Here is a 22,463-nt window from a genome sequence, read left to right as displayed (position 1 = left end):
TGCGTCAAGGGGGTTGACGCCGGTTATACCGGGCGTCAACCCCCTCGACGCAGCGTCAACCCCCACAGGTGGAGCCCCAGCCGGTATGCCGCACGCCCGCGAGCTCGCGCTGCTCACCCCCCGCGAGCGCGAGGTGCTCGTCCTCGTCGGCCGGGGGCTGAGCAACGCGGAGGTCGCCGCGCAGCTGTTCGTCGGCGAGGCGACCGTCAAGACCCACATCTCGAACTGCTTCGCCAAGCTGCACCTGCGGGACCGGGTCCAGGCCGTCGTCCTGGCCCACGAAGCCGGACTCATCCGCACGGGGGAGCAGCCGACGTAGCAGGCGAGCGGCCCGTCCGCCGATCTCCATCCCGCGGGTGATCCCCTCAGTCCCGCCCCCTCCTAGCGTGGAGGTCGGCAGCAGGGACACGACTCCACGAATGACGAGAGAGCAGAGGTGAGTTCGGTGCTCGAGACCCGAGGACTGACCCGCACGTTCGGCGAGACGAGGGCGGTGACCGATGTCGACCTCACCGTGCCGACCGGGTCGATGACCGGCTTCGTCGGCGGCAACGGCGCGGGCAAGACGACGACGATGCGGATGATCATGGGGATCCTCGCGCCGACCGCGGGCGACGTGCTGTGGCAGGGCCGCCCGGTCACGGCGGCTGAGCGGGCGCGGTTCGGCTACATGCCCGAGGAGCGTGGCCTCTACCCCAAGCAGCCGGTCCTGCGACAGCTGGTCTACCTCGGACGCCTCCACGGGCTGACCGCGGCCGGGGCGAAGCGCACGGCGCTCGAGCACCTCGAGCGCTTCGGCCTCGCCGACCGGTCCGACGTCAAGCTCGAGACGCTCTCGCTGGGCAACCAGCAACGCGTCCAGATCGCCGCCGCGGTGATGGCCCAGCCGATCGCCCTCATCCTCGACGAACCCTTCTCGGGACTCGACCCCAAGGCGGTCGACGCGATGGCCGACCTGTTGCGCGAGCACGCCGCCCGAGGGGTGCCGGTCCTCTTCTCCTCCCACCAGCTCGATCTCGTCGAGCGGCTGTGCGACCACCTCGTGGTCCTCGCCAAGGGCGCGGTCGTCGCCCACGGGTCGGTCGACGAGCTGCGCCACCGCGGCCGACTCCTCCACCGGCTCGTCGTCGACGGCGACGCCGGCTGGGTGCGTGACGTCGACGGCGTCTCCGTCCTCGACGTCGACGGCGGCACCGCCGTCCTCGAGCTCGTCGCCCACGACGCGTCCGACCGCATCCTGCGCGAAGCCCTGCGCCGCGGCTCGGTCCGCGAGCTCAGCGCCCTCGTCCCCACCCTCAGCGACATCTACCGGGAGGTCACGGCATGACCACGTCACCCACCACCAGCCGCACCGGCTCCACCTCGACGACCACGACCTCGACCGCCCGCACGACCCTACCGACCGGCGGGGGCCTCGTGCGCGACGACGAGCGCGCCACCGGGCAGTCCCTGTGGCTCGTCGTCGCCGGCCGCGAGATGCTGGTCAAGCTGACCGACAAGAACTTCATCATCTCGACCGCCGTCACCCTCGCGTTCCTCGCCGGCTCGCTCGGCCTGCAGGCACTCATCGGGGGCGGCTCCAACAAGGTCACCATCGCGGTCGCCGGCCCCCAGAGCCGTCAGGTCATCGAGCAGGTGGGACGCAACGCCGAGCAGCGCGACCAGCCCATGCAGCTGACCATCACCGACAGCCCGGACGCCGCCGCAGTCACCGCGGCCGTCCGCGGCAAGTCGGCCGAGGTGGGGCTCGTCCACGACGGCGACGCCTGGCGCCTCGTCGGGCTGAGCACCCCGGCGACCGGGCTCACGGCCTCCGTCCGAGAAGCGGTGCAGCAGCAGGTGCTCGGTGCCAACGCCGCGGCGGCGGGCACGACCGTCGACGTCCTCACGCGGGGGAGCACGGTCGACGTGGCCGCGCTCGACCCGAACGACGACCCCGGCCTGCGGTATGCCGTCGGCTTTGTCTTCGCCTTCCTCTTCTACCTCGCCTCCCTCCTCTTCGGGATGACGATCGCCTCGAGCGTCGTCGAGGAGAAGCAGTCACGGGTGGTGGAGATCCTCGTGACCGCGATCCCGTTGCGGCAGCTGCTCCTGGGCAAGGTCGCGGGCAACACGCTGCTCGCGCTGGCGCAGATGGTCGTCTTCGTCGGGGTGGGTCTGATCGGCCTGAGCTTCTCGTCCTACTCGAGCTTCCTCCCGGCGATCGCCTCCGCGTCCGGCTGGTTCCTCATCTTCTTCGTCGCCGGGTTCGTCGCCCTCGCCTGCCTCTGGGCCGTCGCCGGGTCGCTCGCCACCCGCAACGAGGACCTCCAGTCGACGACGCCGGCGCTGACGACGATCCTCGTCGTGGCGATGATGGTCGGGCTCGTCGGTGAGGGGGCCGTGCGCACCGTCGGCTCCTACATCCCCGTCATCTCGACCGTGGCGATGCCGATGCGCTTGTTCACCGGCGACGCCGCCTGGTGGGAGCCAGTCGTCTCCCTCCTCATCACGCTGGTCTTCGCGGCGTTCGCCGTCGTCGTCGGTGAGCGGCTCTACGCCCGCTCGGTCCTGCAGACCCAGCGCCGGATGACGATCCGCGAGGCGATGCGAGCCGGCGACTGAGGGCGACCCGCGACGACCCGTAGGGTTGGTGCCCGGGCCTCCGCGGAGGTCCGGCACCTGCCATCGCCCTAGGAGACTCGTGGACGGCATCGCCCGCAAGCTCGTCGCGCTCGACCTCGACGGCACGACCGTGAACCACTACGGCGTGCTCTCGCCCGGGGTCGCCGAGGCGGTCACGGCAGTCATCGACGCCGGCCACCACCTCACCATCGCGACCGGCCGCTCGATCGTCGCGACGATGCCCATCGTCGCGAAGCTCGGCGTCAGTCAGGGCTACTGCGTCTGCTCCAACGGCGCGGTCACGATCCGGCTCGACCCCAGCCAGGACCGGGGCTACGTCGTCACCGACACGGTGACCTTCGACCCGGAGCCCGCGCTCACCCTCCTGCGACAGGCCATCCCGGAGGCGCTCGTCGCGGTCGAGGACCTCGGCGTGGGCTTCAAGGTCAGCTCGCTCTTCCCTGACGGAGAGCTCGGTGGCGAACAGGTCGTCGTCGCCTGGGACGAGATCATCGGTCGACCCGCCACGCGGGTGACGCTGCGCAACCCTGAGGCCGACCCGGAGGAGTTCATGCGCCTCGTCGAGGCCGCCGGCCTCCATGGTGTCTCGTATGCCGTGGGCTGGACCGCGTGGCTCGACATCAACCCCGAGGGGGTCACCAAGGGCTCGGCCCTCGAGCTCGTCCGCCGGACGCTGCACGTCGAGCCGGGCGACACGGTCGCCGTCGGCGACCAGCGCAACGACATCGAGATGCTGCGATGGGCCGCGCGGGGTGTCGCGATGGGCAACGCCCCCGACGAGGTCAAGGCCGCGGCCGACGAGGTCACTGCCGACGTCGACGAGGACGGCCTCGTCCCCGTCCTGCGCTCGCTGCTGTGAGCTGCTGAGGCTCTGCCGCACCCATGAGCGACCCTCTCGGTCCCGACGACCTCGTCATCGCCTCCCCCGCCAACCCGCGGCTCAAGGCGCTCGCCGCGCTGCGCCGGCGCCGCTTCCGCGAGGAGTCCGGGACGACGCTCGTCGAGGGTTACGAGGAGCTCGCGCTCGCCCTCTCCGCCGGCGTCACGCCGACCGCGGCATACATCTGCCCCGAGCTGTTCAGCCCTGCAGGACGGGCCGGCTCGCAGGACATCGGGCGGCAGGACGACCTGCTCGCGACGCTGCGCCGACGCGGTGTCGAGGTGGTCCGGCTCGACCGCGCGGTGTTCGAGAAGGTGGCCTATCGCGAGGGTCCCGACGGGCTGCTCGCCGTCGTCCCGGCCGTCGGTCGGCGGGTGCAGGAGCTGCCGGTCGGGCGGCGCGACCTGACCCTGATCTGTCAGGGCGTCGAGAAGCCCGGCAACCTCGGGGCGATGCTGCGCACCGCCGATGCCGCCGGGGTCGCCGCGGTCGTCGCTGCCGACCCCGTCACCGACTGGGGCAACCCCAACGTCGTGCGTGCCAGCAAGGGCACGGTCTTCGCGGTCCCGGTCGCCCAGGGCTCGACCCAGGAGACGCTGGACTGGTTGCAGGGCAACGGGATCCGACTCGTCGTGACGACGCCCGAGACCAAGACCGAGCACACGCAGATCGACTACCGCGGCCGGGTCGCCATCGCCGTCGGCAGCGAGAAGCACGGGGCCGACGAGCTCCTGCTCGCCGCGGCGGACGAGCGCGTGCGCATCCCGATGGCCGGCCGCGTCAACTCGCTCAACGTCTCGGTCGCCGCGGCGATCGTGCTCTTCGAGGCGGTGCGTCAACGCCGCGAACGGTGAGGCGATGCGGCGGCGGCCGCGGTCCGTCACCTGCCGTGACCGGGCCGACTTATACGTCGGCTGAGGCTTCCCTGCCACCCCGTCCGACGCACCGGTCGGACGTGGATTGCGCCGAACTCCAACCGATTTCCGGCGACGAGAACCGTTCGGTCAGCGTTCCCGGGGGGTGGTCAAGAGCATCCCCCGGCGTGTGTCACGATGGTTGGCATGCGCGTTGACCACGTCTCCTACGCAGCCGAACACGACGGACTTCATGCCACGGCAGCCCGTCTCGCAAAGCTCATCGGCGTGTCCGCGGTCGACGGCGGAGTGCATCCACGTTTCGGCACGCGCAACGTCATCTTCCAGCTGGCGGACGACCGCTACGTCGAGGTCGTCGAGTGTCTCGACCACCCCGCTTCGGACAAGGCCCCCTTCGGTCAGGCCGTCCGAGCGCGCTCCGAGATGGGCGGCGGCTGGCTCGGCTGGTGCGTGCAGGTCGAGGACATCACCTCGGTCGAGAAGCGCCTCGGTCGACGCTCGGTGGAGGGCAGCCGGCATCGCCCCGACGGGGTCGAGCTGCGCTGGCGCCAGATCGGTATCAAGGGCCTGATGTCCGACCCCCAGCTGCCCTACTACGTGCAGTGGGACGACCTCGGTGTGCACCCGTCCGTCGGCGCCGCCACGACCGTGTCCATCGACGCGCTGCAGATCGGCGGTGACCCCGAGCGGGTCGCCGAGTGGCTGGGTCTCCCGGCGAGCAGGACGTCGTCCGTGATCGACTTCGAGTTCGTCGCCCCGAGGGGCACCCCCGGGCTGCTCGCAGTCACCTTCGGCACCCCCGAGGGCCTCGTCACCGTCTGACGCCTCAGTCGAGGAAGTCCACCAGCCGCGGGGCGGCGCCGACGTAGGACTGGGGCGTCATCGCCGACAGCCGGGCGGCGACATCCTCGGGGAGTCCGAGCCCGGCGATGAACTCGACGAGGTCGGCCTGCGTGATCCGACGTCCTCGGGTGAGGTCCTTGAGCCGCTCGTAGGGGTTGTCCATGCCGGAGACCCCTTGTGCCGCAAGGACTCTCATCACCGACTGGATGGCCTCACCGAGGACCTCCCAGTTGGCGTCGAGGTCGCCGGCCATCCGCTCGGGCACGGCGTCGAGGCCCGCCATCCCGCGGCTGACGTTGTCGAGGGCGAGCAGCGAGTGGCCGAAGGCCGACCCGATGTTGCGCTGCATCGAGCTGTCGGTGAGGTCGCGCTGCAGCCGGGACTGCACGAGGGTCGAGCCGAGCACGTCGAACAGCGCGTTGGATACCTCCAGGTTGGCCTCGGCGTTCTCGAAGCGGATCGGGTTGACCTTGTGGGGCATCGTCGACGACCCGACGCTGCCCTGCCCGCGCACCTGGGCGAAGTAGCCGAGGGAGATGTAGGTCCAGACGTCGGTGCACATGTTGTGCATGACCCGGTTGAACCGCGCGACGTCGGCGTAGAGCTCAGCCTGCCAGTCGTGGCTCTCGATCTGGGTGGTGAGGGGGTTCCACGTCAGGCCGAGTCCCTCGACGAACGCCTTGCTCACCGCCGGCCAGTCGACGTCGGGCAGGGCCGCGAGGTGTGCGCCATACGTCCCGGTCGCGCCGTTGAGCTTGCCGAGGTAGTCGGCCCGCTCGATCCGCCCGAGCTGCCGACGCAGGCGGTGCGCGAGGACGGCGAGCTCCTTGCCCATCGTGGTCGGAGTGGCCGGCTGGCCGTGCGTGTGGGCGAGCAGCGGCACGTCGCGCAGGTCCTTGGCCATGCCGGCGACCTGGTCGACGACGTCGGTCGCCTTGGGCAGCCAGACCGACCGGACGGCGCCCTGGACCATCAGCGCGTAGGAGAGGTTGTTGATGTCCTCCGACGTGCAGGCGAAGTGGATCAGCTCGGAGAGACCGCGGTCGCCCTCCTCGGGGGCGACGACGGCGAGCCGCCGCTTGAGGAAGTACTCGACCGCCTTGACGTCGTGCACCGTCTCCCGCTCGATCTGCGCGAGCTCGGCGATCTCGTCGGTGCCGAAGGTCGCGGCATACCGGCGCAGCGCGGCCTGCTCGGTGGTGGTGAGGCGCCGGACGCCGGGGACGACCTGCGAGTCGGTGAGGTGGATGAGCCACTCGATCTCGACGTGGACGCGGGTGCGGTTGAGCGCCGCCTCCGAGAGGTGGTCGACCAGCGGCGCGACGACGGTGCGGTAACGACCGTCGAGCGCCCCCAGCGCGATCGGAGGGACGGCGTCGTCGAACGAGGGCATGGGTCCGAGTCTCCCAGACCTCAGGGCCCCGTATGCGCCGCGGGCGGGCCACCTGGCGATGGTCGGGCTCGATGGGAGCGGGTCGGCCACGAGGAGGAGGATCAGGGGACGTGCGCGGGGTACCTCACCCGAGTCGTGCGCGACGCCCGGGAAGGAGCCGACCCACGATGACCGACAAGCAGGAGGACCGCGAGGAGAGCCTGGTCAGAATGGTGCTCGCCTCTTTCGAGAGCACCCCGGACCCGCGGCTCAGGGAGATCATGCAGGCGGCGGTGCGTCACCTGCACGCGTTCCTGCGCGACGTCCGGCTGACCGAGGCGGAGTGGAAGCAGGGCATCGACTTCCTCACCGCGGTCGGCAACATCACCGACGACCGGCGCCAGGAGTTCATCCTGCTCTCCGACACCCTCGGCGCGTCCATGCAGACGGTCGCCATCAACAACGAGGCCTACGCCGACGCCACCGAGGCCACCGTCTTCGGGCCGTTCTTCGTCGACGGCGCGCCTCACGTCGAGCTCGGCGGCGACATCGCGGGCACCGCGACCGGGCAGCCGTGCTGGGTCGAGGGCACCGTGTCCGACACCGAGGGCCGGCCGGTCCCCGGCGCGCGCATCGAGGTCTGGGAAGCCGACGACGAGGGTTTCTACGACGTCCAGTACGACGACAAGAGGACGGGCGGCCGTGCGTATCTGCTCTGCGACGATGACGGCGGCTTCCGGTTCTGGGCGGTCACCCCGACTCCCTACCCCATCCCGGACGACGGGCCGGTCGGTGCGATGCTCGCGGCGACCGGTCGCTCCCCGATGCGGGCATCGCACCTGCACTTCATGGTCAGCGCACCGGGGCTGCGCACCCTCGTGACGCACATCTTCGTCCAGGGGGATGAGCTGCTCGACAGCGACAGCGTCTTCGGGGTGAAGGAGTCGCTGGTCAAGGAGTTCGTCGAGCAGCCCTCCGACGTCACCCCGCCGGACGGCCGGGATCTCCACGGGCGGAGCTGGGCGCGGGTGCGCTTCGACATCGTGCTCGCCCCGTCGACGTAACGACAACCGTTGGTCGACGACGACCACCTCGTTGAGCGGTGCTGGGCGTCCGGTCGTGGACCAACGGTCGTCGTTACGCTCGGAGGAGCCGCTCGAGTGCGCTCAGGCCCGAGCCGTCGCCGGCGTCCCAGCCGGTGACGAGGTCGGTCAGCGGGGCAGGGAGCCGGGCGTCGACGGTGATCGTGAGCGGCCACGTCGACAGCACCCGTTCCCGAGCGGCCTCGGGGTCGGCGCTCTCGCGCAGGACGCAGACGATGCGCAGCCCGTCGCGGCCAGTGGTCTCGTCCTGCACACGGTCCAGGGGTCCGAGTGGGATCGGGGGACCGGGCAACATGGCCCCAAGGTCGTAGTGCAACTGGTTCCCGTCGACGCCGCCGTGCTCCTGGCGTATTCGCTCGTCCAGCAGCCGGGTGACCTCGTCGACGTCCACCCCGTAGGGCACCTCGGTGACGACGAGCTGGTCGACGGACGCCGGACCCTCCACGTCAGTAGGTATGCCGCCCGACGCTGTCGGGTCGCTGACCGGCAGGGGGGTGGCATCGCCGATCCACCACCCGCCTTCGACGCCGGGCGGCGGCATACCGGGCGTGTATCTGACGGCCTGCTCGGGCACCAGGACCGAGCCGAGCACGAGGCGCGTCGGCCGTCCGGCTGCGAGGCCTTCGAGGTCGCCGGCGACGGTGCCACCAGTCACGGGACACGGGACGAGGCCCGAGGTGTCGCGGGTCCGAAGCGCGCGGAGGACGTCGAGCGGGGGATACGGCGGCTGCAGCCCGCCGTGCCACCAGGTGCCGTCGACGAGCCCGAGCGGCACCGGGCCGACCTCACCGCGATCGGCCGCGAGTGCGAGCAGGCCGAAGGCGGTCAGGCCGGTCAGCGTGTAGCGGGCGTCGGCGGGGCTGTCTCCGCTGCGCGAACCCCAGTTGCCCACCCCGTCGACGAGCGGCAGGTGACGGCGCCACGGGACGGCGAGGTCGGCGAGGAGGGAGTACGCGTGCCGCGGGCCGAGCAGCTCGGCGTCGTCGATGGCCTCGAGGACGAGAGGACTGGTGACGGGTTCGCCGCTCGGGCCGGTGGCAGCCTGGACGGCCCGTAGCAGCGCGACCTCGCCGTCGAGCAGTCCCGTGCGAGCACTCACGAGGTCCTCCGATCCGGTGCGCCAGTGTCCGCGAGATCGCCGATGAAGACGTCGACCGGACCGAGCCAGGTCAGGAACCGCGAGCAGTCGCGGGTCAGGAGGCGCTGCACCCTCACGGGTGAACCGGTGAGATCGGTCAGTGCTCTCGCGAGGGCCGGCACGGCGCCTGGTCGCACCAGGATGTCGAGATCGGCGGGGAGGCCCTGGCCGGTGGCGAGCCGGTCGGCTGCGCTCCCCACGACGACGAACGTCGCGCCTCGCCGGGCGAGCGCGACCGCGAGGAGCAATGATCGGTCGGCGACCCGGCCCATCTCGCGACCTTCGGGTGGCGCGATCACGACGCGAGCCTACCGATGAGGGCACGGACCGGAGTGAAGATGATCGGGTGGACATGACCACGCCCTGACGAGGTCATCTCCACCCGATCCCGTCGGCATCCGCCCGCGGAGCGGAACCGATGCGAATCCGTGACCTGATGCGGGCCGCGAGGCAGCCGGGGCGCTGACCTGCGGAACGACATCGGTGTCATTCGCACGATCGGAGCCGGATCGCGCAGAACGCGCCGTTTCGGGTGTGACAGAAGGGAACTCCTGTTCCCAAAGTGACTGTCGAGACCTACTGTCGAGGTCCGATCACCTCCCCCTCGATCCGAGAGCCCATGCCGCAACGACGACGTCCGGCCCAGCGTGTCGCCGAGCTGATCCTCGCGTCCGGAGTGGCTCTGACGATGCTCGCCTCGACGGGGGCGACCGCGTTCGCGGGGTCGACGCCGACTCCTCCGTCCCCTCCCTCGGCGGCCCAGGTGAGCGCAGCCAAGGCAGCGGTCGTCAGTGCCGCGGCGCAGGTCGCCGCGCTGGACGGCCAGCTCGCGCTGGCGCGTCAGCGCGTCGCCCGCCTCGAGGACACCAGTGCGCTGGCGGGCATGGCGTCCAACGGCGCGCGGATCCTGCTCCAGCAGCGCACCACCGAGAGTGCGACCGCCCGGACCCAGGCCGAGGCCGCCCAGCGCCGTTCTGCCGCAGCCGATCTCGCGCTCTCCCAGTATGCCGCGGGCGTCTTCGAGGGCGGTGGGAGCGGCTCGACCCTGCTCGACATCTTCGCCGGGAGCGGCCCGCAGGACGTGCTCGACCGTGCCGCGGGACTCGAGGCGGCCGGCGCCGAGCAAGCGCGGATCATGCGCGACGCCGGGTCGAGCAGGTTGCTCAGCACGTCGCTCCAGCAGGCCGCGGACGAAGCGGACGCCCGTCAGAGTGCTGCCGCCGCCCACGCCCTCGCAGCAGCGTCCGCGGCTCGGGCCGACGCCGGGGACGCCGCCGCGGCCGCCGCCCGGCTGGCCACCCAGCAACGGCTCACGGTCACCCAGCTCGCCGCCCTGCAGAAGACCTCCGTCACCCTGGAGGCCCAGCGGCAATCGGCGTTGGCCGCCCAGGAGCTGGCCCGCCAGCAGGAGGCCGCCCGTCAGGCGGCGGCTGTCGCTGCGGCCGCAGCCGCCCAGCAGGCCGCCGACCGGGCCGCCGCGCAGCAGGCCGCCGCTGCCGCGGCCGCCGACGCTGCTCGCACCGCTGCGCAGGCCGCCAACGCCTCCGCCCAACGGGCGGCTGCTGACCAGGCCGCGCGGCAGGCGGCATACGAGGCGGGACAGGTGACGGTGCGACAACCGGCCCCGTCGGCCCCGTCGGCCACATCACCGGTTCAGCCGACCCCGCCCCCCTCGGGCGCCGGCATCGACCTGTCGAACGCGGCCATGTGGGACCGCATCGCGCAGTGCGAGTCCAGCGGGAACTGGCAGATCAATACCGGCAACGGCTACTACGGCGGCCTCCAGTTCGACATCCGCACCTGGCTCGGCGCCGGTGGCGCGGACTTCGCCTACCGCGCTGACCTGGCCAGCCGGGAGCAGCAGATCACCATCGCCAACCGGGTCTATGCGCAACGCGGTCTGCAACCGTGGAGCTGCGGTTACGCCGCCTGAGGTTCGCGCCCCTGCTTGCGTCCGCGCGGACGCAGTGGCTCTGACCCCAGGTTCCGGCGTCAGCGGTCGAGTCGCGCGCGGAGGTGCTCGAACACCCCGCGGCAGGCGGCCTCGACCTCGTCGAAGCAGCGGACGAAGTCGGTGTCGTCGCCGTACCACGGGTCGTCGACCTCGAGGGTCCCCGCGGCGACGGCGGCCGGGTCGAACTCCCGCATCAGATGGACCTGCTCGCGTTCTGCGTCGGTCCTGGCCCACCGCCGCAACGCCCGCACGTGGCCCCGGTCGGCGGCGAGGACGAGGTCGGTGTGCGCGAACCACTCCGGCCGGAACTCGCGCGCCACGTGGCCCGTCCCGTCGTGGCCTCGGCGCCGCAGCTCTGCCACGGTCCGGGGGTCGGCCGGGTTGCCGAGCTCGTAGGTCGACGTCGCCGCCGAGTCCACGGTGACGAGGTCCTCCAGTCCCCCGTCGGCGAGGAGGTCGCGCAGGATGACCTCGCCCATCGGGGAGCGGCAGATGTTGCCGGTGCAGACGAAGGTCACGTGCAGGGTGTCGGTCACGATCCGGGCGCCATCCACGTCTCGGGCGGCGGGGTCCAGGAGGTCAGTGCCGCGACGAGGGCAGCCGGCTCCGACTCGACGACGAGCGAGTCGAGGTAGGGCTGGCGCATGAAGCCGGCGTCCGCCATCTCGGCGAGGGCGGTGAGCAGCCCCTGCCAGTAGCCGCCGGTGTCGTAGAAGGCGACCGGCTTCGCGTGGTAGCCGATCTGCTGCCAGGTCCAGACCTCGAAGATCTCCTCGAGGGTGCCGGCGCCACCGGGCAGCGCGACGAAGGCGTCGGCGCGGTCGGCCATCGCCGCCTTGCGCTCGTGCATCGTGCCGCAGGTGATCAGCTCGGTGAGACCGGTATGCGCGATCTCCCTGTCCACCAACGCTTTTGGCATGACGCCGATGACCTCACCGCCCGCGGCCAGCGCCGCATCCGCTACGGCGCCCATCAGCCCGACGTGGGCCCCGCCGTAGACGATGCCGATACCCGCCTCGGCGAGGTGCCGGCCCAGGGTCGCGGCGGCCGCGGCATACGTGGGGTCGGTGCCGGAAGCCGACCCGGTGAAGACGGCGAGGCGGCGCACGGCCGTCACGACGCGGAGTCCTCGAAGCCGTGGGGGTTGGCACTCTGCCAGCGCCAGGTGTCGGCGCACATGTCGTCGATGCTCCTCGTCGTGCGCCAGCCGAGCTCGGCGTGGGCGCGCGTCGGGTCGGCCCAGAAGGCCGGGAGGTCACCGGCGCGGCGCGCCACGATCTCATACGGGATGGGGCGGCCGGACGCCCGCTCGAACGCCTCGATCATTGCGAGCACCGAGGTGCCCGTGCCGGATCCGAGGTTCCAGGTCCGCACCGGGGTGTCGGACGTGGCGATCGTGTTGAGGGCCGCGACGTGTCCCGCGGCGAGGTCCTCGACGTGGATGTAGTCGCGTTCGCAGGTGCCGTCGGCGGTGGGGTAGTCGCCACCGAACACCTGGAGCTTGTCCCGGCGCCCGACGGCGACCTGGGCGATGAAGGGCATGAGGTTGTTGGGGATCCCCTGCGGGTCCTCGCCGATCTCGCCCGACGGGTGCGCGCCGACGGGGTTGAAGTAGCGCAGGATCGCGATCCGCCACCGGTCGTCGATGTGGCCGACGTCGCGCAGCACGTGCTCGATCATCACCTTGGTCCGGCCGTAGGGGCTCGAGGCCCGCAGCGGCTCGTAGTCCTCCTGGTAGGGCACCGGCGCGTCGTCGCCGTAGACCGTCGCCGAGGAGGAGAAGACGAGGGTCGAGCAGCCGTGCCGGCGCATCGCGCGCAGCAGCGAGAACGTCGACTCGAGGTTGTTCTCGTAGTAGTCGAGGGGGATCTGCACGCTCTCGCCGACGGCCTTGAGACCGGCGAAGTGGATCACCGCGTCGATCTGCTCGCTCGCGAAGAGGTGCTCGGTCTTGTCCTTGTCGGTGAGGTCGAACGCGTGCACGTCGATGTGCTGCCCGGTGAGGCTGTCGAGGCGGCCCATGACCGCCGGCTTCGCGTTGCCGAAGTTGTCGACCACGACGACGTCGTGCCCCGCGGCGACGAGCTGGACCACGGTGTGCGAACCGATGTAGCCGGCCCCTCCGCTGACGAGAACACGCATACGCACACCGTATGCCGTGTGCTCCCGGCCCGACGAACGTGCGCCGCCGCCGCCGCCGCCGCCCGTCCCGACCAGGGCGGCACCCTTCCCTCTCGCCCGCACCCCCCACCCCCGTCCTAGACTCGGTGTCCATGGCCGCCACGGAGACCCGCCTGCTCCTGCTGGGCGCCGTGCTGCTCTTCGAGCCGGTCAACGGCTATCAGGTGCGCCGCGAGCTGCTCTCGTGGGGAGTCGAGGAGTGGGGCCGCATCAACCCCGGGTCCATCTACTCCGGCCTCGCCACCCTGACCAAGCAGGGCCACCTACGGCGGGACGACCTGCGCGAGGGGTCGCGCACGGTCGCTGTCTACACCTCCACGGCCGAGGGCCGGGCCGAGTTCGACCGCCTGCTCGGAGAGGCGCTCGAGTCCGTCGACATCACCGCCCCGCTGGCCTTCCACACCGCGCTGTCCCTGTTGCCACTGGTCCGCCGGTCGGTCTATGCCGACCATCTCCGGGCCCGGCTGAAACGGCACGCCGAGCTCGCCGACGCGGCGCCCCCCTCCGAGCTGGCTCGGCGTATGGCCCCTCCGCACCTGCCCTGGATGCTCGACCTCTGGCAGCGGTCGGCCGCACTCGACCGGGAGTGGGTCGAGCTGCTGCTGGCCGAGATCGACTCCGGGGGGCTGATGTTCGCGGGTGAGCCGACCGACTGGCTGCCGCCCCCGGAGGACCCGGGCTGGGAGATGCACGACGAGCGGCAGCGCTACCGGGACGCCCTGGGGCTGGACCCACCCGCTTCGCCGACCTCGACTTGACGAGTAGTGTTCAAGGTTGAATACTGCTGATGTTCAACCTTGAATAGCTAGCGTCACAATCCAGCAGCACCAGTGAACCGGCACCAGTGAACCGGCAGCAGTGAACCGGCAACAGAGCGGAGCACGCCAGTGATCCACGCACGAGGTCTGGTCCAGACCTTCCACACCAAGGCCGGCAGGGAGAAGTCCGAGGTGCGCGCCGTCGACGGCGTCGACATCGACGTCGCCGAGGGTGAGGTCGTCGGCTTCCTCGGCCCCAACGGCGCCGGCAAGACGACGACCCTGCGGATGCTCACGACGCTGCTCAGACCCACGGCCGGCACGGCCACCGTCGCCGGCTTCGACGTCGTCAAGCAGGCCGAGCAGGTCCGCCGCAGCATCGGATACGTCTCCCAGAGCGGCTCGACCGGCGGCACCGCGCGGGCCGGCGAGGAGGTGATGGACCACGGCATGCTCTATGGCCTGACCTCCGCCCAGGCCAAGGAGCGGGGCCACCAGCTCTTCGAGCAGCTCGACCTCGACGGGATGTGGTCGCGGCAGCCGAAGTCGATGTCCGGTGGTCAGCGACGACGGCTCGACATCGCGATGGGCCTGATCCACGACCCGACGCTCGTCTTCCTCGACGAGCCGACGACCGGCCTCGACCCGCAGGCGAGGGCCAACCTCTGGACCCACATCGCCGACCTGCGGTCACGGCGGGGCGCCACCGTGTTCCTCACGACCCACTACCTCGACGAGGCCGACCACCTCAGCGACCGGATCGTCGTCATCGACCACGGCCGGATCGTGGCGAGCGACACCCCGGACAACCTCAAGGCCCAGGTCTCCGGCGACCTCGTCGACCTCGAGATCGCCGCCCTCGAGCAGGTGTCCGCCGCCGCGGAGAAGGTCGCGACGGTCGTCGGTGACGCGGCCGACGTCGAGGTCGACGCCCACCACGTGCGTGCTCGGGTGCAGCGCGCCGGCGTGGTCATCCCGGGTCTGCTGCGCGAGCTCGACCAGGCGGGCATCACCCTGACCTCGATCGAGGTGCGGCGGCCCACCCTCGACGACGTCTTCCTCACCCTCACCGGCCGCTCGCTGCGGGACAGCGCGTGACGGCGCCCGACAGCATGAGTGAGCGACGCGGCATACGGGACAACAGTTTTCGAGACAAGGACGCGACATGACCTTCCTGCGTGAGAGTTACATCGTCTTCCGCCGCCAGATGCGGATGAACCTGCGCAACCCGGCCTGGGTGATCATCGGGATGCTCCAGCCGGTGCTCTACCTCTTCCTCTTCGGTCCGCTGCTCAAGCCGCTCGCCGAGCAGTTCGGTGCCACCAACGCCTACACCTTCTTCGTGCCGGGCCTGCTCGTCCAGCTGGGCATCTTCGGGGCGTTCTTCGCCGGCTTCACCCTCATCGCGGAGTGGCGCGACGGCGTCATCGAGGCCGAGCGGGTGACCCCGGCGAGCCGGACCGCGCTGCTGGTCGGGCGACTGATGCGCGATGTGCTGCAGCTGTTCGTGCAGGCGCTGATCCTCGTGGGGCTGGGTTATGTCGTCGGGATGCGGGCGCCGGTGCGCGGCGTCGTCCTCGGCGTGGCGCTCACCCTGCTGCTCGGTGCAGCCTGCGCCGCGGCCTCCAACGCCCTGGCCCTGTCGACCAAGAGCGAGGACGTGATGGCCCCGGTGATCAACATGGTGATGATGCCGGTACTGCTGCTCTCGGGGATCCTCCTGCCGATGACCATCGGGCCCGCGTGGCTGGTCCGGTCGAGCGACTTCATGCCGACGCGGTGGATCGTCGACGCGGTGCGGGGTGCCTTCGGCGGCTCCTTCGCGACGAGCTCGATGGCCTGGGGCATCAGCTGGACGCTGGTGCTGTTCGCGGCCGCGTTGTGGTGGGGCACCAGCACCTTCCGTAGGGAGAACAGCTGAGCCGTCATGCCACACGGGGACGCACGACCGGCGCGTGCCCGGTATGCCGCACGGCTGGCCGCGCACACCGGACTCGCGCCGGTTGACAGTCCCCGGCGCACGGGTCAGCTCGCGCAGTTGGCGACCGTGCAGCGTCGGGCCAGGATGGCGTCGATGAAGACCCCGCCGATGTCCTGGGGGTTGGTCGCCACATAGCTCGTGCCGCCCGTCGCCGTCGAGATGGCCTGCAGGGCGGCGATGTCGACGTCCGTGCCCATGCCGATCGTGATGACCACGACGGGCCGGGACGGATCCTTGACCTGGTCGATCTTCCGCAGCAGCTGCTCGAGGGTGAGGCCGACCGGGTCCTCGTTGCGGCCGTCGGTGAGGACGACGACGGAGTTCGCCCGACCCACCTGATAGGTGCCCACCATCTGCTGGTAGGCGGCGAAGACCGAGTCGTAGAGCCCGGTGCCGCCGCCCACCTCGTCCGCGATCCCGGGCAGGATGCGGGTCAGCAGGTCGCGCTGGCTGATGCCGTTCGTGGCCCGGTCGAGGCGACGGATCGGCGCCAGCTCGACCCAGTCCTGGCCGGGTCCACCCTTGTCGATGCCGAACGCCCAGGTGCCGAGCTCGGTCGCCGGCGGCAGGATCCCCACCGCAGCGGCGGCCGCGCCCGTGGCCAGCTGCATGCGGGTCTCGCCACCGACCTTCTCGCCCATCGACCCGGAGGCGTCGATGAGGGCGAGCATCCGTGCGTCGGTCCTGACCGCCTGCCAGGTCTGCAGGAGCGAGGTGCGCGTGGCCGCCGGGACGACGGGCAGGTAGGTGACGGGAGCCGCCGTGACCCCGGTGACGCCGGTGCCGTCCGCACTGTCGTCGGCCCGGAATCCGGCCACGGCGAGGGCGTCGCGGGTGGTCGGGCTCGCCAGCTCCTGGCGCAGCGCGTCGACGGAGGCGTTGGCGTCGGGGGAGAGGCCGGCGACGGAGACGAGGGAGTAGGTGTAGCGGAAGGTGCCCCCGGTCGGGATGACGCCCGAGACGACGCCGGGGTGCTTGGCACCGTAGGTCGTGACGGCCTGCTCGGAGGCCGGGAACGCCGCGGGAGCGCCGGTGGTGAGGGTGGCGAAGAGCTCGGGCTCGCTCCGGGTCGGGGCGTGCGACCAGCCGAGCAGGATCTTGGCGAGGTCAGCGCGAGCGCTCGAGGCGGTGCCGACGGCGCCCGGGGCGCTGAGCAGGACCAGCCGTCCCGAGGTCGTGAGGTCGGGGTCGGTCAGGGTCACCGTGAGGCCGCTCGTGCCGGTGAGGACGCTCTTCCAGGTGGCGCGCTCGACGGAGGCGCCCGCGCCGGCAGACGATGTCGTGACGGCGGTGGGCACGGCGAGCACGAGCGGGCTGACGGCGAGAGGCTGGTCGCCGGTGGCCAGCGTGCCGGGCCTCGCGGCCCGCACGGCGTCGGTCCACACCGGGGAGTCGCTGACCCAGGCATCCGGCTTCGGGCCGTCCCCACGGAGGATGCCGGCCGTCGTCGCCGGCTCGGCCGACGTGAGGGCGTAGGTGCGGCAAGGGTGCTTCGCGGTGACCCGGCTCGCGGCGCTGGTGACGACCCCGAGGATCGCCGGGGCCACCGCGATGTCGGCCGCAGGGCCTGTCGTCGGGCAGGTGGCGATCGACGAGGCCACCGGCGCCTCCTGCCCACCGTGGGCCGCGCGGTAGATCGCGACGCCGGCGAGGGCGACGACCAGCGCAAGGATCGCGACGATGGCGGCGACGGGGCGTCGTGGCTCCGCCGCGGCAGAATGCCTACCCACGTCGCTGAACTCCTGTGCTCGTCGGCACGCGTTGGGCGCGGCTGCGCCTCGCGCTTCCCCGAACCTCGGTCCCCGAACGGTCAGTGTGGCACGCAGAGGCCGCTGCGCATGACCTTCGTGGCGACCCAACGGGGTTGCGACCAGGGTGTATCCGCTCAAATGCCCTTAGACGGGCACCCGCTGGTCGACGATCCGCCGCGCCTTGCCGACGCTGCGCTCGATGCCCCCGGGGTCGCGCACCTCGACGATGCAGGTGATGCCGACCCGGTCCTTGATCCGTCCGGCGAGCCGCACCACGACGGCCTCCCTGTCGGCCGGCGAGAGGGGCACATGGCTCTCGGTGAGCACGGTGAGCTCGACCATCCGACCGGGCTGCGTGAGCACGCACTGGAAATAGGGCGCGAGCTGCGCTTCGGCCAGGACGTGCTCCTCGATCTGGGTCGGGAAGACGTTGACCCCCCGGATGATCATCATGTCGTCGGTGCGGCCGGTGACCTTCTCCATCCGCCGGAAGGTCGGGTATGCCGTGCCCGGCAGCAGGCGGGTGAGGTCACGCGTCCGGTAGCGCAGCACCGGCATCGCCTGCTTGGTCAGGCTGGTGAGGACGAGCTCGCCCCGCTCGCCGTCCAGGAGCACCTCGCCGGTGATCGGGTCGACCACCTCGGGATAGAAGTGGTCCTCCCAGACGTGCAGCCCGTCCTTGGTCGAGGCCGCCTCCTGCGCCACTCCGGGGCCGATCACCTCGGAGAGGCCGTAGATGTCGACGGCGTCCATCACGGTGCGCTCCTCGACCTCGCGGCGCATCGCCTCCGTCCAGGGCTCGGCCCCGAAGATGCCGACCCGCAGCGAGGTCTGCTTCGGGTCGATGCCCTGCCGCTCCATCTCGTCGAGCAGGCTGAGGAAGTAGCTCGGGGTGATCATGATGACGCGCGGCTCGAAGTCGGTGATCAGCTGCACCTGCCGCTCGGTCATGCCGCCGGACACCGGCACGACGGTGCACCCGAGCCGCTCGGCGCCGTAGTGCGCCCCCAGTCCGCCGGTGAAGAGGCCGTAGCCGTAGGCGATGTGGACGAGGTCGCCCGGCCGCCCGCCCGCGGCGTGGATCGAGCGCGCCATCACGTCGGCCCACATCGAGACGTCGTCGGCGGTGTAGCCGACGACGGTCGGTCGGCCGGTGGTCCCGCTGCTGGCGTGGATCCGCGTGACCTGCTCACGCGGCACGGCGAACATGCCGAAGGGGTAGTTGTCCCGCAGGTCCGACTTCGACGTGAGGGGCAGCCGCGCGAGGTCCGCCAGCGTGCGGACGTCCTCGGGGTGGACGCCGGCGGCGTCGAGCGCCCGCTGGTAGTGGGGCACGGCGGCATACGCGCGGTGGACGCTGTCCTGCAACCGCTCGAGCTGGAGGGTCCGCAGGCCCTCGGGGGACAGCTCAGTCCCGTCCTGCCAGGTCATCCGCCCAGCCTAGGGGGACGGGCAGCGGGGGGCGAGGAGGCCGCTGGCCGCCTTGCCGAGCTTTGTCAGCGAATGGGCGAGTCGTCCCCATGTCCGTGTTAACAGTGTGTCAAACCCCAGGCTGGGAGATACCTGTATGCCGCCTGCCGGGTTAGCGTCGGGCCCATGACCTCCCCCGGCCACCTGGCTGATCTGTCCGCGCCCTCGCTGCGGAGCGAGACCTGCCCCTGTCGGTCGGGGATGTCGCTGCGCGCCGTCATCGCCACCGACGTCGAGCGCTGCCGCGTCCTCGCCGAGCTCGACCAGGGCAGCCCCTCGCCGGTCGCCGCGGTGCGTGCCCTGACCTTCTATCCCGGCCTCTACGGGGTCGTCGCCTACCGTCTCGCCCACGCCGCCCGCACGTCCTCCTCGCCGGCGCCGCTGCGACTGGTCCTGTCGGTCTTCGCGATCCTGCTGCAGCGGTTCATGACGCCGATGTGCGGGGTGGAGATGTCGGCGCAGGCGCACATCGGGCCGGGCCTGTTCATCAACCACGCCCAGGGCGTCGTCGTCGGCGCCCTCGAGGCAGGAGCCAACCTCACCCTCAGCCACGGCACGACGCTGGGCCGCGGGACCGGCGGCGGTGGCACCGACCGTCTCGAGTGCCCCGTGCTCGGCGACCGGGTGTGGATCGGCGTCAACGCCGTGGTGGCCGGGGGGATCCGGCTCGGTGACGACGCGGTCGTCGGGGCCAACGCCGTGGTGCTCAAGGACGTGCCGGTCCGGGGGGTGGCCGTCGGGGTGCCGGCCGAGATCACCTCTCGGTCGGGCAGCTTCGGCAACGTCGTCTACCGCGGGATGGACGTCGACCCGTCCCGGGCCGCCTCGCTCGCCCGGGTAGGCACGGCGGTCGACGACGCGGCCTAGTCGCGCCCGGCCGTCGCTGGTCGGTCATCCCTGAGACCGAGCGTCCTGCACCGTCGGCCGGTCGGGGTCGTCGTGGGAACGCATCCGCTTGAGGAACAGCTTCGTCCGTTCGTGCTGCGGGTTGTCGATGACGTCCTTCGGGTGGCCGGACTCGACGACGACGCCGCCGTCCATGAACACGACCCGGTCGGCGACCTCGCGGGCGAAGCTCATCTCGTGGGTGACGACGATCATCGTCATGCCCTGCGCGGCCAGCTCGCGCATCACCGCGAGGACGTCGCCGACGAGCTCGGGGTCCAGCGCCGAGGTGGGCTCGTCGAAGAGCATGAGCTTGGGGCTCATCGCCAGCGCGCGCGAGATCGCGACCCGCTGCTGCTCGCCGCCGGAGAGCTGTGCGGGATAGCTGTCGGCCTTGTCGGAGAGGCCGACCCGCTCCAGGAGACCGAGGGCGCGCACCCGGACGTCGGACTTCTTCTCGCCCCTGACCCGGACGGGCGCCTCCATGACGTTGGCCAGTGCGGTCATGTGGGGAAAGAGGTTGAACCGCTGGAAGACCATGCCGATCTCGCAGCGCTGGGCGGCGATGGCCTTGTCGGACAGCTGGTGGAGCGTGCCGCCGCGGTCGTCGTAGCCCATCAGGTCTCCGTCGACCCAGATCCGGCCACCGTCGATCTTCTCGAGCTGGTTGATGCAGCGCAGGAAGGTCGTCTTGCCCGACCCGGACGGACCCAGCAGGCAGACCACCTCGCCCGGGTGGACGTCGAAGTCGATGCCCTTGAGGACCTCGGCGCCGTGAAAAGCCTTGATGACGTTGAGGGCTCGGACAAGGGGCTCGCCCGTATGCCGGGTGCTCACCCCGGTGGGCAGGCTCGACATCACGCGCCTCCCGCCCCGCCGGGTCGGGCGAAGCGCTTGTTCTTCCTGGCGGTCGTCCGGCCGAAGCCGCGGCCGTAGTACCGCTCGAGGTAGTACTGCCCGACCATCAGGATCGAGCAGACGATGAGGTACCACAGGGTGGCCGCGACGAAACCGGGCATGATCTTGAAGCTGCGCTGCCCGAATTGGTACGCCTGGTAGTACAGCTCGGTGATGACGGGGATGGCGATCAGGAGCGAGGTGTCCTTGACCATGGCGATCGTCTCGTTGCCGGTCGGGGGGACGATGACCCGCATCGCCTGGGGGAGGACGATCCGACGCATCGACTTCCCGGACGACATCCCCAGGGCCTGAGCAGCCTCGCGCTGTCCGGGATCCACGGAGAGGATCCCGGCCCGCGCGATCTCGGCCATGTAGGCGGCCTCGGACAGGCCGAGCCCGATGACGCCCACCCAGATCGTGCTCGAGAGGGCGTTCCAGTTGAGGCCGAAGAAGGTGAGGTCGCTCTTCAGACCGAGCAGGTGGGAGATCTGCTGGCCGAACGGCAGTCCGATCCGGAACTCGTTGTAGAGGAAGCCGACGCCGATCCCGAGCAGGGCGAGCAGCACGTATCGCGGGATGGCCCGGAAGAACCAGGTGTAGACGAAGGCCACGCCGCGCAGGACCGGGTTGTCCGAGAGCCGCATCACGGAGAGGGCCAGTCCCACGACGATCCCGAGCAGCATCGCGGACACGGTGCCGAAGATCGTCCCCTTCCACAGGCCTTCGATGACCGGCCGCTGCTGCATGATCTGGAAGGCGAAGGGGAAGTCCCAGCGCGGGTTGGTGACGAACGAGCTGATGAGCATCGCCACGAGGACGGCGATGAGCGCGACGGCCACCCATCGCCAGGGGTGTCGGAGCGGTCGGGCGTCGATCGCCCCCGGCCGGTCCGTCGGACCGGTGCTCACGAAGCGACGGCTGGGTTGACCACGAAGCTCGTGATCGCCCCATCCTGCGCCTTCCACTTCATGAGGATCTTGTCGTAGGTCCCGTCGGCCTTGAGGGCCTTGAGGGCCTCGGTGATGGCCTGACCGAAGTCCGTCCCGGCCTTCGGGAGCACGTACCCGTAGGGCGCACTGTCGTACTGGGCGCCGAGCAGCTCGAGAGCGCCCTGGCTGTCCGCCACCGCGCTCAGGGCCGGGGGGAGGTCGACGAGCATCGCGTCGGCCTTGCCGGACAGGACGCTCGTGGTGACCTTGCCCTGGTCGGCGTCGACGAGGGGGTTGATGGCGGCCTTGCCGGCGTCGGTGCACTTCTTGCTGCGGGCCGGGAGGTCGGTCAGGATCTGGACGGTGCCCGTCTGCGCCCCGATGTTGAGGCCGCAGGCGTTCGCCGGGTCGACCTTCTTCGGGTTCCCCTTCTGGGTGACCCATTGGGTGCCGGCCGCGAAATAGCTCACCATCGTGGCCTGGCCGAGGCGTTCCTTGTTGATCGTGAACGACGAGACGCCGATGTCGTACTTCCCGCTGTCCACCCCGAGGATGATGGCGTCGAAGGCGGAGGGCGTCCACTGGGTCTTGATGCCGAACTTGGCCATGACGGCGTCGAACAGGTCGACGTCCAGGCCGACGACGGTCTTGCCGTCACCGGCGAGGTACTCGTTCGGCTTGTAGGTGGCGTCCGTGCCGATGACGATCGTCCCGGCGGTCTTGATCTTCGCGGGCAGCTTGGCCACGAGGGCCGGGTCGACCGTGACGGCTGCGGTGGGGGGGGGGGGGGGGGGGCGGCCCCCCCCCCCCCCCCCCCC

23 protein-coding genes are annotated in these 22,463 nt (G+C 71.0%); 12 read left to right on the top strand and 11 right to left on the bottom strand.

What is annotated here, in order from left to right; translation table 11 throughout:
* The 6 genes from Q0R63_RS04300 to Q0R63_RS04275 all read left to right on the top strand — a co-directional run.
* Nucleotides 1-319: response regulator transcription factor (locus tag Q0R63_RS04300; RefSeq protein ID WP_295694519.1), on the top strand; the 319-nt coding region annotated here is incomplete at its 5' end.
* 126 nt (nt 320-445) lie between these two features.
* Nucleotides 446-1,327, top strand: a complete 882-nt coding sequence (locus Q0R63_RS04295) for an ATP-binding cassette domain-containing protein (RefSeq protein ID WP_295694515.1) — start codon at nt 446-448, stop codon at nt 1,325-1,327.
* Complete coding sequence (locus Q0R63_RS04290; RefSeq protein WP_295694512.1) at nt 1,324-2,604, top strand: ABC transporter permease; 1,281 nt, start codon at nt 1,324-1,326, stop codon at nt 2,602-2,604. The genes Q0R63_RS04295 and Q0R63_RS04290 overlap by 4 nt, the downstream gene beginning before the upstream one ends.
* A gap of 88 nt (nt 2,605-2,692) precedes the next feature.
* Nucleotides 2,693-3,484: an HAD hydrolase family protein gene (locus tag Q0R63_RS04285; protein WP_295694521.1), complete on the top strand. Its 792-nt coding sequence runs from the start codon at nt 2,693-2,695 to the stop codon at nt 3,482-3,484.
* A 23-nt stretch (nt 3,485-3,507) separates the two neighbouring features.
* A complete protein-coding gene (locus Q0R63_RS04280; RefSeq protein WP_295694509.1) occupies nt 3,508-4,359 on the top strand; it encodes an RNA methyltransferase in 852 nt (283 codons plus the stop codon).
* Between the two features lie 207 nt (nt 4,360-4,566).
* Nucleotides 4,567-5,202: a VOC family protein gene (locus Q0R63_RS04275; RefSeq protein WP_295694506.1), complete on the top strand. Its 636-nt coding sequence runs from the start codon at nt 4,567-4,569 to the stop codon at nt 5,200-5,202.
* A 4-nt stretch (nt 5,203-5,206) separates the two neighbouring features.
* On the opposite strand, the gene purB is transcribed toward Q0R63_RS04275, so the two are convergent.
* Nucleotides 5,207-6,616, bottom strand: a complete 1,410-nt coding sequence (purB, locus tag Q0R63_RS04270; RefSeq protein WP_295694504.1) for an adenylosuccinate lyase — start codon at nt 6,614-6,616, stop codon at nt 5,207-5,209.
* Between the two features lie 167 nt (nt 6,617-6,783).
* On the opposite strand from purB, the gene Q0R63_RS04265 reads away from it, so the two are divergent.
* Nucleotides 6,784-7,659 carry a dioxygenase gene (locus tag Q0R63_RS04265; RefSeq protein WP_295694500.1) on the top strand — a complete coding sequence of 292 codons (876 nt, stop codon included), beginning with the start codon at nt 6,784-6,786 and terminating at the stop codon, nt 7,657-7,659.
* Nucleotides 7,660-7,732: 73 nt separating this feature from the next.
* On the opposite strand, the gene Q0R63_RS04260 is transcribed toward Q0R63_RS04265, so the two are convergent.
* Complete coding sequence (locus tag Q0R63_RS04260; RefSeq protein ID WP_295694495.1) at nt 7,733-8,797, bottom strand: hypothetical protein; 1,065 nt, start codon at nt 8,795-8,797, stop codon at nt 7,733-7,735.
* Nucleotides 8,794-9,135 carry a hypothetical protein gene (locus Q0R63_RS04255; protein ID WP_295694492.1) on the bottom strand — a complete coding sequence of 114 codons (342 nt, stop codon included), beginning with the start codon at nt 9,133-9,135 and terminating at the stop codon, nt 8,794-8,796. The genes Q0R63_RS04260 and Q0R63_RS04255 overlap by 4 nt, the downstream gene beginning before the upstream one ends.
* A gap of 320 nt (nt 9,136-9,455) precedes the next feature.
* On the opposite strand from Q0R63_RS04255, the gene Q0R63_RS04250 reads away from it, so the two are divergent.
* Nucleotides 9,456-10,769 carry a transglycosylase family protein gene (locus tag Q0R63_RS04250; protein ID WP_295694489.1) on the top strand — a complete coding sequence of 438 codons (1,314 nt, stop codon included), beginning with the start codon at nt 9,456-9,458 and terminating at the stop codon, nt 10,767-10,769.
* A gap of 59 nt (nt 10,770-10,828) precedes the next feature.
* On the opposite strand, the gene Q0R63_RS04245 is transcribed toward Q0R63_RS04250, so the two are convergent.
* The 3 genes from Q0R63_RS04245 to galE are packed head-to-tail and all read right to left on the bottom strand — an operon-like array spanning nt 10,829 to nt 12,932.
* Entirely contained in the window at nt 10,829-11,326 is a 498-nt protein-coding gene (locus Q0R63_RS04245; RefSeq protein WP_295694486.1) for a low molecular weight protein-tyrosine-phosphatase, read from the bottom strand.
* The gene (locus Q0R63_RS04240) at nt 11,323-11,907 is read right to left on the bottom strand and encodes a TIGR00730 family Rossman fold protein (protein WP_295694484.1); all 585 of its coding nucleotides are present in this window, start codon (nt 11,905-11,907) and stop codon (nt 11,323-11,325) included. Before Q0R63_RS04240 ends, Q0R63_RS04245 begins: the two co-directional genes overlap by 4 nt.
* A complete protein-coding gene (gene galE, locus Q0R63_RS04235) occupies nt 11,904-12,932 on the bottom strand; it encodes a UDP-glucose 4-epimerase GalE (protein ID WP_295694480.1) in 1,029 nt (342 codons plus the stop codon). Before galE ends, Q0R63_RS04240 begins: the two co-directional genes overlap by 4 nt.
* Nucleotides 12,933-13,063: 131 nt before the next feature.
* Between galE and Q0R63_RS04230 the strand changes: the two genes are divergently transcribed.
* From Q0R63_RS04230 to Q0R63_RS04220, 3 genes are all read left to right on the top strand, one after another.
* Nucleotides 13,064-13,729, top strand: a complete 666-nt coding sequence (locus Q0R63_RS04230; RefSeq protein ID WP_295694477.1) for a PadR family transcriptional regulator — start codon at nt 13,064-13,066, stop codon at nt 13,727-13,729.
* 129 nt (nt 13,730-13,858) lie between these two features.
* Nucleotides 13,859-14,827, top strand: coding sequence for an ATP-binding cassette domain-containing protein (locus Q0R63_RS04225; RefSeq protein ID WP_295694474.1), 969 nt, complete (start codon nt 13,859-13,861; stop codon nt 14,825-14,827).
* Nucleotides 14,828-14,894: 67 nt separating this feature from the next.
* Complete coding sequence (locus tag Q0R63_RS04220; RefSeq protein ID WP_295694471.1) at nt 14,895-15,650, top strand: ABC transporter permease; 756 nt, start codon at nt 14,895-14,897, stop codon at nt 15,648-15,650.
* Nucleotides 15,651-15,754: 104 nt separating this feature from the next.
* Here the strand turns inward: Q0R63_RS04220 and Q0R63_RS04215 are convergent, their stop codons facing one another.
* Together Q0R63_RS04215 and paaK are read right to left on the bottom strand one after the other, a co-directional pair.
* Nucleotides 15,755-17,440, bottom strand: a complete 1,686-nt coding sequence (locus Q0R63_RS04215; RefSeq protein WP_295694468.1) for a substrate-binding domain-containing protein — start codon at nt 17,438-17,440, stop codon at nt 15,755-15,757.
* Nucleotides 17,441-17,605: 165 nt separating this feature from the next.
* Complete coding sequence (gene paaK / locus Q0R63_RS04210) at nt 17,606-18,892, bottom strand: phenylacetate--CoA ligase PaaK (RefSeq protein WP_295694465.1); 1,287 nt, start codon at nt 18,890-18,892, stop codon at nt 17,606-17,608.
* A gap of 165 nt (nt 18,893-19,057) precedes the next feature.
* Here paaK and Q0R63_RS04205 point away from each other — a divergent pair, with 165 nt between their 5' ends.
* Nucleotides 19,058-19,798 carry a DapH/DapD/GlmU-related protein gene (locus Q0R63_RS04205; RefSeq protein WP_295694461.1) on the top strand — a complete coding sequence of 247 codons (741 nt, stop codon included), beginning with the start codon at nt 19,058-19,060 and terminating at the stop codon, nt 19,796-19,798.
* Between the two features lie 24 nt (nt 19,799-19,822).
* Here Q0R63_RS04205 and Q0R63_RS04200 read toward each other — a convergent pair whose 3' ends face one another.
* From Q0R63_RS04200 to Q0R63_RS04190, 3 genes are read right to left on the bottom strand one after another with little or no spacing between them, the layout of a single operon-like run.
* Nucleotides 19,823-20,674 (bottom strand): amino acid ABC transporter ATP-binding protein, encoded by an 852-nt coding sequence (locus Q0R63_RS04200; RefSeq protein ID WP_295694457.1) that lies wholly within the window; start codon nt 20,672-20,674, stop codon nt 19,823-19,825.
* Nucleotides 20,674-21,624 carry an amino acid ABC transporter permease gene (locus tag Q0R63_RS04195; protein WP_295694455.1) on the bottom strand — a complete coding sequence of 317 codons (951 nt, stop codon included), beginning with the start codon at nt 21,622-21,624 and terminating at the stop codon, nt 20,674-20,676. Before Q0R63_RS04195 ends, Q0R63_RS04200 begins: the two co-directional genes overlap by 1 nt.
* A complete protein-coding gene (locus tag Q0R63_RS04190; protein WP_295694452.1) occupies nt 21,621-22,391 on the bottom strand; it encodes an ABC transporter substrate-binding protein in 771 nt (256 codons plus the stop codon). Before Q0R63_RS04190 ends, Q0R63_RS04195 begins: the two co-directional genes overlap by 4 nt.
* Nucleotides 22,392-22,463: the final 72 nt, after the last annotated feature.

Origin of the sequence: Lapillicoccus sp. (assembly GCF_025353065.1) — a bacterium.
Taxonomy (GTDB): domain Bacteria; phylum Actinomycetota; class Actinomycetes; order Actinomycetales; family Dermatophilaceae; genus Lapillicoccus.
Note: the sequence above shows the minus strand (reverse complement) of the source record. Positions and strands in the feature narration are given on the sequence as shown.